The following is a 10,389-nucleotide window of genomic DNA, read 5'->3' as shown; positions in this document are numbered from 1 at the left end:
GTAAAAAGGCGTTTTGACGAGGCCGCTTTACTGCGGCAGCCGCAGGGCGGCGGCGAAGTCCAGAAAGCTGCGCATCGCCCCCGTCAGCAGCTTGCCCGAGGGATAGACCAGGTTCACGGGCAGGTCGGGCAGGGTGTATTCCGTCATCAGCACCTCCAGCCTGCCCGTCGCGACATCGTCGCGCACGATGAATTCCGGCAGCAGCGCCAGCCCCCGGCCGTTCACCGCCATCGAATGCAGCAGTTCGGTGTTGTTCGACGAAAAGCTGGGCCGGACCGGCTGGCGGATCGTGCGGCTGCCCCGGCGCAGGGGCCAGGTCAGGTTGCCGGGCAGGTTGGTGTAATGCAGGCAGTCGTGGCGCAAGAGGTCGGCGGGGCGTTCCGGGCGGCCGCTCCGCGCCAGATAATCGGGCGAGGCGACCAGCAGGATTCGCGCGGAATGGATCCGGCGGGCGTGCAGCGAGGAATCGGACAGGTTGCCGATGCGGATCACGGCGTCGAAGCCTTCGCCCACGATGTCGCTGGTGCCGTCGTCCAGCAGCACCTGCAACCGGATGTCGCGGTATCGCTCCATGAAATCCAGCAGGTGCGGTTGCAGCACCTTCAGCGTGTAGAAGATCGGGCTGCCGATCTTCAGCGCGCCCGCCGGGCTGGTGGTGGCCTTGGCCGTCTCGGTCGCGGCGTCCAGGCGGGCCAGGATGTCGCGCAGATCCCGGCTGTAGGAAAGGCCCGTGGGCGTCGGCGTCACCTTGCGCGTGGTGCGCACCAGCAGCCTGACGCCCAGGTCAGCCTCCAGATCCGCGACATGCTTGCTGCACAGGCTGCGGGAAATACCCATGCGCCCGGCGGCGGCGGCAAAGCTGCCCTCGTCCACGACGGCGACAAAGGTGCGAAGGACGCTGATATCCATGAAGCCCCGGTATTCGGTCAAGGGCGCCACCATGCACCGGCGCGCGGAAAAGGAAAACCGCCCCGGAAGGGGGCGGCGTCCGGGGGCCGGTTGGCGCGATCAGCGGGTATAGGTCGAACGCGGGCCGGGGGCGGTGAAGTCGCTGACGGTCAGTTCCGCGTCGGCGGAAAGGCCGCGGCGGGCAAGTTCGCTGGTGGACAGCACAGCGCCCGCCTTCACCTGAACCGGATTCTGCGCGGTCACGGGGGCGGTCGGCATGTCGTTGTGCCGGTTCGTTACGTTCAGGCCCGAGGCTTGCGCGGCCCCGGCTGCCAGAACCACTGCGCCAACAAGGGTTGCAAGGGTTTTCATCGGTCCGTTCCTTCTGTGTCGTTTCGGTGACAGAGAGATAAGCCGATGAATTGCCAGGGATTAGTCTGTCGATGCTGGCTTCAGTGTTCAATGATGCTGCACAATGGGCCACTGGTCCTGGGAAGCGGAACCCGGCTGCGAGGGCACGGGCTTCGCCTAGATCTTGCGCAGGGTATCCGCCAGCCGGTCCCATTCGACGTGATTGCGCGGGATGCCCAGGCGCAGCCATGTCGCGGACCATGGAAAGCGCCGCGACCGGACATGCGCCCGCGCCAGCCGGTCCTGCGCGGCCACCGCGTCGCCCGTGTCATACAGCCGGAACAGATGCGTGCCCCCCGCCGGGCGCCAGCCTGCGGCTGTGGCAAGCAGGTCCAGGCGCAAGGCGGCCTCGGCGTGATAGATCACCGTGGCGTCGGCCCAGGCGCGGTCCGCCATTGCCTGCGCGCCGATCTGCAGCGCGGGGCCGCCGACCGCCCTCGGATCGGCCTCCGACAGCCGAGGCAGCAGCGCAGGATCCGCCAGCACGAAGCCAAGCCGCAGCCCCGCCAGTCCCCAGAACGGACTGACGCTGCGCAGGACCAGGGCGTTCAGGGGCAGGGCCGGGGCCAGCGACAGGTCGGGGCGGGCGTCGGCAAGGCTTTCGTCCACCACCAGATGCCCCACGCGGCGGGCCAGACGGGCCAGCACCTCGGGGCGCCATTCGCGGCCATCGGGGTTGTTGGGGTTCATCACCACGGCCAGGTCGGCGTCCGCCATCTGCTCGACCGATGCGACCGGCGTCACCTGCCAACCCGCCGCCCGCAGGCTGGCCGCGTGTTCATGACAACTGGGCGAGATCACCGCCGCGCGGCCGGGTGGTAGCAGGCGCGGGATCAACCGGATCGCGGCGGATGTGTCCGCCACGGGCAGGATCTGCGCGGGCTTGCAGCCGAACCAGTCGGCGGCGGTCTGGACCAGGCGCTCCGTTGCAGTCGCCGTGGGCAGGGCGTGCCAAACGTCAGACGGCAGGTCGCCCATGGGCCAGGGGCGGCGGTTGATCGCCACGGACAGGTCGATCCAGTCGCCCGCGCCGAACCGCGCCGCCGCGCTGTCGATGTCGTCCCCCTGGTCGCGCGTCACCATCCGCCTGCACCTGCCGCATCCTGCGTGGCTTCGCATATCATCAGGAGGGTTTTCCACAATCTTTTCGGGGATTTCCCTTTACAGAAAGGCGTTTCGCCCCCACGATGCCGCCGGAACATTCGGGCGACAGTGCCGGGCTGCTCCGCAAACAAGGGCAAGCGGCGACAGAATCGCTGCCCGTTCGAGGCAGGATGCAACGATGGCACTGACGGAAGCGGTGATTCCGACCGATGAGATTCATCCCATCGACATTGTCGAGGCGGTGGCAGCCCATCACGACTGGGACTTCGACCGCCTGACCGATGACCAGATCGCCATGGTGGTGGACGGGCAGTGGCGCAGCTATTCCCTGACGCTGGCCTGGGCGCCGCGCGAATCCGTGCTGCGGCTGATCTGCAGCTTCGACCTGGATCCGCCCGCCGACCGGCTGCCCGCCCTTTACGAAACGCTGAACCTTGCCAACGACCAGGTCTGGGACGGCGGTTTCACCTTCTGGTCCCGGCAGCGGCTGATGGTCTGGCGCTATGGGCTGGTGCTGGCGGGCGAAGCGATGGCTTCGGCCGAACAGGTGGACCGGATGATCGGCAACGCGCTGATCGCATCCGAACGGTTCTATCCGTCGTTCCAGCTTGTCGCCTGGGGCAACAGCAGCCCCGCCGCCGCGCTGGACATCGCCTTGGGCGAGGCCTACGGACGGGCATAGGGGCGCAGGTTCTGTCACGGAGGGGGGCCGGATGGGCGATTTCAACGACATCAATGCACGCGGGCTGGTTCTGGTCGGCTGCGGCCGGATGGGCGGCGCGATGCTGCGGGGCTGGCTGGCGCGGGGGCTGGAACCCGGCGCGGTCACGGTGATCGACCCGCATCTGGCGCCCGAATGGCAGGACAAGGGGCTGTGGGTGAACGCCGCCTTGCCCGACGATCCCGCCGTGCTGGTGTTGGCCGTCAAGCCGCAGATGATGGCCGAGGCGCTTGGCGGCGTGCCGCGCCTCTCCGACACGCTGGTGCTGTCGGTCGCGGCGGGCACCACTATCGCCACATTCGAAGCCGCCTTCCCCGGCGCGCCCGTCGTCCGCGTCATGCCGAACACGCCCGCCGCCATCGGGCAGGGCATCAGCGCCATGATCGGCAACAGCCGTGCGACGGCGGCGCATCTGGATCTGGCTGAAACGCTGATGGCCGCCGTGGGACGCGTGGTGCGGCTGGAGTCCGAGGACCAGATGGACGCCGTCACCGGCCTGTCGGGCAGCGGTCCAGCCTATGTCTTCCACCTGATCGAGGCGATGGCCAAGGCGGGCGAGGCGCAGGGCCTGCCCGCTGCGCTGTCGCTGGAACTGGCGCGCATGACCGTGGCCGGGGCAGGGGCGCTGGCCATCGATGCGGATCAGGATCCGGCGATCTTGCGCGAAAACGTCACCTCGCCCGGCGGGACGACCGCTGCGGGGCTCAAGGTGCTGATGGACCCGGACACCGGCCTGCCGCCGCTGATGGCGCGCACGGTCGCCGCCGCCACCGAACGCGGGCGCGAACTGGGACGGGCGCAATGACCATCGGCTTCGACGATTTCCTGAAGGTGGACATTCGCGTGGCCACCATCACCCGCGCCGAACCTTTCCCCGAGGCGCGAAAGCCCGCGATCAAGCTGTGGCTGGACCTGGGTGATCTGGGGGAACGCAAGTCCTCGGCCCAGATCACGCGGCATTACGATCCCGCAGCCCTCGTTGGCAAGCAGGTGCTGTGCGTCGTGAACTTTCCGCCCCGCCAGATCGGCCCCGTCCGGTCCGAGGTTCTGGTCCTGGGCGTTCCCGACCCGGACGGAGAGGTCGTGCTGATCCGCCCCGACAAGGACGTGCCGAACGGAGGAAGGCTTTACTGATGAAGCTGCTTGTCACCCGCCTGATGACGGACCGCGCCACCCAGGCGATCCGCGACCGTTTCGATGCGACCTTCGACGACACCCCGCTTGAGCCCGAAAAGGCCGCGCAGGCCCTGGCCGATTACGACGCGATCATGCCGACCCTGGGCGACGCCTTTCCCGCCGCTGCCTTTGTCGGCAAGCCGCGCTGCCGCATCATCGCCAATTTCGGCGCGGGCTATAACCATATCGACGTGAAGGCGGCGGCGGGGGCGGGTGTGGTCGTCACCAACACCCCCGATGTCGTGACCGACGCCACCGCCGACATCGCCCTGACCCTGATCCTGATGACGATGCGCCGCGCCAGCGAAGGCGAACGGATCCTGCGGCGTGGGGAATGGACCGGCTGGAAGCCCACGCAGTTCCTGGGCGCGCAGGTCACGGGCCACAGGGTCGGGATCGTCGGCATGGGCCGCATCGGCCGCGCCATTGCCCGGCGCTGCCATTTCGGCTTCGGCATGGAGGTCGTGTTCTTCAACCGATCCGCCGTCAACGACCTGGACTTTCCGGCCCGCCAGATCCCCGACCTGAACGGGATGCTGGAACAGGCGGATGTGGCGGTCGTGGCCGTTCCGGGCGGTGCCGCCACGCGCCACCTGATCGGGGCGGACCAGATGGCGGCGCTTGGACCCCAAGGCTATCTGGTCAATATCGCGCGCGGCGACGTGGTGGACGAGGCCGCGCTGATCGAGGCGCTGACCAGCCGCCGCATCGCGGGGGCCGGACTGGATGTCTATGAACGCGAACCGCATGTGCCCCAGGCCCTGCTGGATGCGCCGAACGCCACCCTGCTGCCGCATCTGGGCACCGCAACCGACGATGTGCGCACCGACATGGGGCTCCGCGCGCTGGACAACCTGATCGCCTTTGCGGAAGGGCGCGAGCCTCACGATCGGGTGAATTGATAGGGACGGCCGGAACCCTGCAAGCTGCCAAATGTTAACTCTCCACAAGGCAGTTTCGAAAGGAGACAGCACATGAACTGGGATATTATCCAGGGTAAGTGGAAGCAAGTTCAAGGCTCTGTCAAGGAAAAATGGGGCGACCTGACCGATGACGAACTGACCCAGATCGACGGCAACAAGGACCGTCTGGCGGGCAAGCTGCAGGAAAAATACGGCTGGACCAAGAACGACGCCGAACGCGAAATCGACGACTATTTCCGCGACCGCACGTTCTGACGCGGCCTGCCGACTGAAGGGAATGGGGTGCCATCAGGGCACCCTTTTTCTTTGCCCCCCGGCACGCTACCAAAGGCCCAGGGTCAAGGGCCGGGGATTGCTTCCATGATGTATTCCTATGTCATCCGCCAAGGGCGCATCACCCGCCAGGAAAAGGGCGCGCCGCTGGCGGACGCGATCTGGATCGACCTGATCGCCCCCGACCGGGACGAGACCGCCCGGCTGCGCGACCTGGGCGTGGACGTTCCCACCCTGGCCGACATGGAAGAGATCGAGATCTCGAACCGCCTGTATCGAGAGGTGGGCGTGGACTACATGACCGCCGTGCTGCCGGGCGAACGCGGCGACGGCAACCGCGTGGCGATGCCCGTCAGCTTCATCCTGTCGCCGCAGCGGCTGGTGACGGTGCGCCACCATTCGCCCCGGCCCTTCCTGACCTATCCCGAACGGGGCGAACGATCCACGCTGGGCTGCTCCACCCCGCACCGCCTGTTCATCGGCCTGGTCGAGGAAATCGTCGCCCGCATGGCCGACATCCTGGAAGGATCGGGGCGGCTTCTGGACGACACCACGCTGATGATCTTCGAAACGCAAAGCAGGCGCGGCCAGAGCGAACGCCTGCAGGCCGCGCTGCGCCAGGTCGGCCACGAGGCCGAGGCCATGGCCCGCATCCGCTTGTGCCTGCTGACGGTGGAACGGATGCTGGCCTTCTATATCGCCACCATCGACGAACAGCCCGAATCCCCGCGCCTGCGCCCGGTCATCAAGGGCCAATTGCGCGACGTGCAGGCGCTGGAGGTCCATGCCGATTTCCTGGCATCGCGCGTCAGCCTGGCCGTGGACACGACGCTGGGCATGATCAACCTGGAACAGAACAACACCGTGCGCATCCTGTCTGTGGTGGCGGCCCTGTTCCTGCCGCCCACGCTGATCGCCAGCATCTATGGCATGAACTTCGACGTGATGCCCGAACTGCACAAGGCATGGGGCTATCCGATGGCGCTGGCGTTGATGGCCGCGACCGCCGCGGGGACATGGCTGGTGCTGCGCTGGAAACGCTGGCTTTAGCACGTTCCGTGGCGGGCCATGGCGGCGCGAACGCACTTGTCGGCCAAGGGCCATCCGCCTATTGGAACCGCACCGGAACAGGAGAAACCTTATGCGCTCGTCCTTGTCCTATCTGCGATGGCCGCTGATCGTCACGGTCCTGGGGGTCGTTCTGGCGGCGTGGCTGGGCTATTACTTTACCGGGACCACGGCAGGGGCGCTGTCCTTCCTGATGATCGCGGGCGTGCTGGCGGTCCTTGAAATCTCGCTGTCCTTCGACAACGCCATCGTCAACGCCAACAAGCTCAAGGACATGACGCCGAAATGGCAGCGGCGCTTCCTGACCTGGGGCATCGTGATCGCGGTCTTCGGGATGCGGGTGATCTTTCCCCTGCTGATCGTGGTGATCGCCGCGCAGATCGGCCCCGTTGCGGCGATCCGGCTGGCCGCGCAGAATCCCGATGAATATTCCCGCCTGATCGGCGCGGCGCATCTGCCCATCGCGGCCTTTGGCGGATCCTTCCTGATGCTGGTCGCGCTGACCTTCTTCTTCGACCAGTCGAAAGAGGTGGACTGGATCGCCAAGGTCGAACGCGCGCTGCGTGCCTTTGGATCGGTCCGCGGGATGGAGGTCGGCTTCGTGCTGATCATCATCCTGGTCTTCGTCTGGCTGCTGCCCGTCCGGGACGAGCGCCTGTTCATGTTCAGCGCCATGTGGGGGATCGTGACCTTTCTGGCGGTCGATGCGCTTGGCCATGTGCTGGACCGCTGGGGGCAGGCACAGGACGCCGCGCGCGGCACCGCGCAGGTCGGGCTTGGCGGCTTCCTGTACCTTGAGGTTCTGGACGCCTCCTTCAGCTTTGACGGCGTGATCGGCGCCTTCGCCCTGACCCAGAACCTGTTCCTGATCGCCATCGGCCTGGGGATCGGCGCCATGTATGTGCGGTCGATGACCGTGATGCTGGTCGAACGCGGCACCCTGGCCGAGTTCCGCTATCTGGAACACGGCGCCTTCTGGTCGATCCTGATCCTGTCGATCATCATGTTCGGCCAGACCATGTGGCACCTGCCCGAGGTCGTGACCGGCCTTCTGGGCGCGGTCTTCATCGCCACGGCCTTCGTCAATTCGATCATGTGGAACCGCCGCCACAAGGACGAGGCGCAGGACTGACGGCAGCCGCCGAGGGCGCTTCGCCCCCCGGTTCGGGCTTGCCGGCCCCTTTTCCGGGCGCTTCGAAGCCCCCGAGGATATTCAGGCAAAGGTGAAGGGCGGCTTCGGTCGCGCCTTTCTACATCTGGTCGATCAGGTCCAGCATGTCGGGCGGGATCTGCTGTTCCTGCAGGGTGAAGCTGCGGGTCTGGCGATCCTCGGTCACGGTGATGCGATAGGTCAGCCGGTCGGCATGGTCCCCGCAGGGCCTGCGGGACAGGCGCGCAAGCTCGTCCGGCTCGAAGGCCTCGCACAGTTCCTGCCGCATCTGTTCCGGCTGGTCGGACACGTCGATGGTCTTGCGCAGATGTGCGGCGGCAATGCCGCCAAAGCCGCCCTGCGCCGCGATTTCGATGATCATGGCGTTCGATCCCCCTGCTTGTTGGGGGGAATCTAGGCCTAGATCGCGATTCCGACAAGTTTCCAGGCGCGGCGCAGCATCACCGTTTCGATGCTGCCGCGGCTGGTCAGTTCGATGGCCGCGTCCATGGTCTGGTCCGCCCAGTCCGAAAAGCTGGCCATCGGGTTGTTCAGCGTCTGCAGCGCCCGATACCAGACCCGGCCCGGAAGCTCCCAGGCCCGCCCGCCCAGATAGGCGCAGAACAGGTAGAAGGCGTGGTTGGGGATCCCCGAATTGATATGCACCCCGCCATTGTCGTCGCTGGTCGCCACGAACTGGTCCATGTGCCAGGGCTGCGGATCCTGGCCCAGCAGGTCGTCGGAATAGGCGGTGCCCGGCGCCTTCATACTGCGCAGGGCCACGCCATTGATGCCGGGCCCAAGGATGCCCTTGCCCAGCAGCCAGTCGGCCTGATGCACCTCTTGTCCCAGGGCCCGTTGCAGCGCCAGGCTGCCGAAGACATCGGCGATGCTTTCGTTCAGCGCGCCCGACTGGTTTTCATAGATCAGCCCGCCGGAATGCTGGATAACGCCATGGGCCATTTCATGCCCGATCACCGACAGTTCCAGGAAGGTGCGGAAGATCCTGCCGTCGCCGGTGCCATAGGCCATCTGCGTGCCGTTCCAGAAGGCGTTGTTGTAATCCTTGCGGTGGTGGACGGTCGCGACCAGCGGCATCCCCTGGCCGTCCAGGGAATTGCGGCCATATTCCTCGGCGAACAGGGAAAACACCTGGCCCGCCGCGTCATAGGCGGTGTCGGCGTCGGGGATGCCGGTCGGCTCCCCGCCTTCGGACCGGATCAGCCTGCCGGGCAGGGCGGCTTTGTGGCCCCCGTCATGGATGCGCCGGTCGGGGCAGCACAGCCCCTGGACCGGGGCGACGGCGGCGGTCGCATAGGCGCCGCTGAAGGGCTCGGACGGGGGCAGGCCCGCGCGGTTCAGTTCGGCGCGTTCGTCGCGCAGTTTTTCGGTCTGCTTCAGAAGGGTCCGCGCCATCTCGGCCGTCTGGGGATCGCCGCGCAGGGCCAGCACCCGCAACATATAGGGCGGCACGATGCAGGCAGTGGGGTGATGGCGAGAGCAGGAGAGCGAAAAGCACATGAGGCGAATCCCGGTCTGGAAACTCGCCCCATGTTAGCATGTGTCGATCAAGAACGAAACGGGAACATCAGCTTTCGGCACCGCGCAGCCGCGCCATCAGCGGCACGATCGTCGCCTGCATCAGCGGGTTGATGATGTAATGGGCGATGGGGATCAGGATCAGGCCCAGCACCAGCCCGAAGATGCCGTCGAAGAAGGCGGTCACCATCCAGGCGACAAGGCCCGGCGCCTGCGGAACGGCATGGGCTGCGGCCTCGGCCCGGTGGTGGACCCAGTCATAGGGAGCGTGCCAGCCCAGTTCGGCAATGCCGTGCAGCACGATCTGGCCGCCGACCCAGATCATCGCGGCGGTGCCCACGATCATCAGCAGCTTCATGAAGCCCGGCATGACCTTGACGATGCCGCGCCCCAGTCCGGCGACCGCCCCGCGCCGCTGCGTCGCCAGATGCACGCCCACGTCGTCGGCCTTCACGATCAGCGCGACGAAGCCATAGACGGCGACGGTGATGCCCACGCCCACCACGGCCAGGATCAGCGCCTTCATCCAGAGCGTGTCGTCGCCGGGAATCGTGGACAGGGCGATGGTCATGATCTCGGCCGACAGGATGAAGTCGGTCTTGATCGCGCCCGCCACGCGCTGTTCCTCCAGCGCGGGGCCGTCGGATCGGGGATGGGTATGTTCCTCGCTGTCGTGGGTGTTGCCGTAGCCCAGGGCGTGAACGACCTTTTCGGCGCCCTCATAGCACAGATAGGCCCCGCCCAGCATCAGCAGCGGAGAGATCGCCCAGGGCGCAAAGGCCGATAGCAGCAGCGCCACGGGCAGCAGGATCACCAGCTTGTTGAACAGCGACCCGCGCGCGATCTTCCAGACGATGGGGATTTCGCGGCTGGCATCGAACCCATGGACGTATTTCGGCGTCACCGCCGCGTCGTCGATCACCGCGCCCGCCGCCTTGGCCCCGGCCTTGGCGGCCTGTCCCGCCACGTCGTCGATGGACGCCGCAGCGACCTTTGAAATGGAGGCCACATCGTCCAGAAGTGCCAGAAGTCCGCTCATCCGATCCTCGTTCCTGCGGCGGGCCTGCCGGGCACCCGCTGTCTGGCGCGATCTTTCGCAAAGACCGCGCCGGATTGAAACCCCTGCGGGTCCGGTT

13 protein-coding genes are annotated in these 10,389 nt (G+C 66.7%); 7 read left to right on the top strand and 6 right to left on the bottom strand.

The features are described from left to right. Positions 1–27 precede the first annotated feature (27 nt). The 3 genes from AAIL68_RS12710 to AAIL68_RS12700 all read right to left on the bottom strand — a co-directional run bounded on the left by AAIL68_RS12710 (position 28) and on the right by AAIL68_RS12700 (position 2,382). Positions 28–942: a LysR family transcriptional regulator gene (locus AAIL68_RS12710; protein ID WP_347140153.1), complete on the bottom strand. Its 915-nt coding sequence runs from the start codon at positions 940–942 to the stop codon at positions 28–30. A gap of 66 nt (positions 943–1,008) precedes the next feature. Continuing rightward, on the bottom strand, positions 1,009–1,260 hold the full coding sequence (locus AAIL68_RS12705; RefSeq protein ID WP_347140152.1) for a hypothetical protein: 252 nt from the start codon (positions 1,258–1,260) through the stop codon (positions 1,009–1,011). Between the two features lie 156 nt (positions 1,261–1,416). Then, positions 1,417–2,382 carry a threonine-phosphate decarboxylase gene (locus tag AAIL68_RS12700; protein ID WP_347140151.1) on the bottom strand — a complete coding sequence of 322 codons (966 nt, stop codon included), beginning with the start codon at positions 2,380–2,382 and terminating at the stop codon, positions 1,417–1,419. 199 nt (positions 2,383–2,581) lie between these two features. Between AAIL68_RS12700 and AAIL68_RS12695 the strand changes: the two genes are divergently transcribed. The 7 genes from AAIL68_RS12695 to AAIL68_RS12665 all read left to right on the top strand — a co-directional run bounded on the left by AAIL68_RS12695 (position 2,582) and on the right by AAIL68_RS12665 (position 7,696). Continuing rightward, positions 2,582–3,085 (top strand): YbjN domain-containing protein, encoded by a 504-nt coding sequence (locus AAIL68_RS12695; RefSeq protein ID WP_347140150.1) that lies wholly within the window; start codon positions 2,582–2,584, stop codon positions 3,083–3,085. 31 nt (positions 3,086–3,116) lie between these two features. Then, the gene (gene proC, locus AAIL68_RS12690) at positions 3,117–3,929 is read left to right on the top strand and encodes a pyrroline-5-carboxylate reductase (RefSeq protein WP_347140149.1); all 813 of its coding nucleotides are present in this window, start codon (positions 3,117–3,119) and stop codon (positions 3,927–3,929) included. Then, a complete protein-coding gene (locus AAIL68_RS12685; RefSeq protein ID WP_347140148.1) occupies positions 3,926–4,258 on the top strand; it encodes a tRNA-binding protein in 333 nt (110 codons plus the stop codon). The genes proC and AAIL68_RS12685 overlap by 4 nt, the downstream gene beginning before the upstream one ends. Continuing rightward, entirely contained in the window at positions 4,258–5,202 is a 945-nt protein-coding gene (locus tag AAIL68_RS12680; protein WP_347140147.1) for a D-glycerate dehydrogenase, read from the top strand. Before AAIL68_RS12685 ends, AAIL68_RS12680 begins: the two co-directional genes overlap by 1 nt. A gap of 72 nt (positions 5,203–5,274) precedes the next feature. After that, a complete protein-coding gene (locus AAIL68_RS12675) occupies positions 5,275–5,478 on the top strand; it encodes a CsbD family protein (protein ID WP_347140146.1) in 204 nt (67 codons plus the stop codon). A 105-nt stretch (positions 5,479–5,583) separates the two neighbouring features. Then, the gene (locus AAIL68_RS12670; protein ID WP_347140145.1) at positions 5,584–6,546 is read left to right on the top strand and encodes a magnesium transporter CorA family protein; all 963 of its coding nucleotides are present in this window, start codon (positions 5,584–5,586) and stop codon (positions 6,544–6,546) included. Positions 6,547–6,637: 91 nt separating this feature from the next. Then, entirely contained in the window at positions 6,638–7,696 is a 1,059-nt protein-coding gene (locus AAIL68_RS12665; protein WP_347140144.1) for a DUF475 domain-containing protein, read from the top strand. A gap of 118 nt (positions 7,697–7,814) precedes the next feature. On the opposite strand, the gene AAIL68_RS12660 is transcribed toward AAIL68_RS12665, so the two are convergent. From AAIL68_RS12660 to AAIL68_RS12650, 3 genes are all read right to left on the bottom strand, one after another. Further along, positions 7,815–8,096, bottom strand: coding sequence for a protealysin inhibitor emfourin (locus AAIL68_RS12660; protein WP_347140143.1), 282 nt, complete (start codon positions 8,094–8,096; stop codon positions 7,815–7,817). 38 nt (positions 8,097–8,134) lie between these two features. Next, the gene (locus tag AAIL68_RS12655; RefSeq protein WP_347140142.1) at positions 8,135–9,235 is read right to left on the bottom strand and encodes a M4 family metallopeptidase; all 1,101 of its coding nucleotides are present in this window, start codon (positions 9,233–9,235) and stop codon (positions 8,135–8,137) included. Positions 9,236–9,302: 67 nt separating this feature from the next. Beyond that, positions 9,303–10,292, bottom strand: a complete 990-nt coding sequence (locus AAIL68_RS12650; protein ID WP_347140141.1) for a DUF808 domain-containing protein — start codon at positions 10,290–10,292, stop codon at positions 9,303–9,305. Between the last annotated feature and the right edge of the window lie 97 nt (positions 10,293–10,389).

This window comes from Paracoccus sp. SSK6 (assembly GCF_039770665.1).
Lineage (GTDB): Bacteria > Pseudomonadota > Alphaproteobacteria > Rhodobacterales > Rhodobacteraceae > Paracoccus.
The sequence above is the reverse complement of the archived record's forward strand: the minus strand, read 5'-3'. Positions and strand labels throughout refer to the sequence as shown.

What these genes read in the sequence shown, in the direction of transcription:
- AAIL68_RS12710 (WP_347140153.1), bottom strand. Translation starts at nt 942, where the DNA reads ATGGTGGCGCCCTTGACCGAATACCGGGGCTTCATGGATATCAGCGTC.
- AAIL68_RS12705 (WP_347140152.1), bottom strand. Translation starts at nt 1,260, where the DNA reads ATGAAAACCCTTGCAACCCTTGTTGGCGCAGTGGTTCTGGCAGCCGGG.
- AAIL68_RS12700 (WP_347140151.1), bottom strand. Translation starts at nt 2,382, where the DNA reads ATGGTGACGCGCGACCAGGGGGACGACATCGACAGCGCGGCGGCGCGG.
- AAIL68_RS12695 (WP_347140150.1), top strand. Translation starts at nt 2,582, where the DNA reads ATGGCACTGACGGAAGCGGTGATTCCGACCGATGAGATTCATCCCATC.
- proC (WP_347140149.1), top strand. Translation starts at nt 3,117, where the DNA reads ATGGGCGATTTCAACGACATCAATGCACGCGGGCTGGTTCTGGTCGGC.
- AAIL68_RS12685 (WP_347140148.1), top strand. Translation starts at nt 3,926, where the DNA reads ATGACCATCGGCTTCGACGATTTCCTGAAGGTGGACATTCGCGTGGCC.
- AAIL68_RS12680 (WP_347140147.1), top strand. Translation starts at nt 4,258, where the DNA reads ATGAAGCTGCTTGTCACCCGCCTGATGACGGACCGCGCCACCCAGGCG.
- AAIL68_RS12675 (WP_347140146.1), top strand. Translation starts at nt 5,275, where the DNA reads ATGAACTGGGATATTATCCAGGGTAAGTGGAAGCAAGTTCAAGGCTCT.
- AAIL68_RS12670 (WP_347140145.1), top strand. Translation starts at nt 5,584, where the DNA reads ATGATGTATTCCTATGTCATCCGCCAAGGGCGCATCACCCGCCAGGAA.
- AAIL68_RS12665 (WP_347140144.1), top strand. Translation starts at nt 6,638, where the DNA reads ATGCGCTCGTCCTTGTCCTATCTGCGATGGCCGCTGATCGTCACGGTC.
- AAIL68_RS12660 (WP_347140143.1), bottom strand. Translation starts at nt 8,096, where the DNA reads ATGATCATCGAAATCGCGGCGCAGGGCGGCTTTGGCGGCATTGCCGCC.
- AAIL68_RS12655 (WP_347140142.1), bottom strand. Translation starts at nt 9,235, where the DNA reads ATGTGCTTTTCGCTCTCCTGCTCTCGCCATCACCCCACTGCCTGCATC.
- AAIL68_RS12650 (WP_347140141.1), bottom strand. Translation starts at nt 10,292, where the DNA reads ATGAGCGGACTTCTGGCACTTCTGGACGATGTGGCCTCCATTTCAAAG.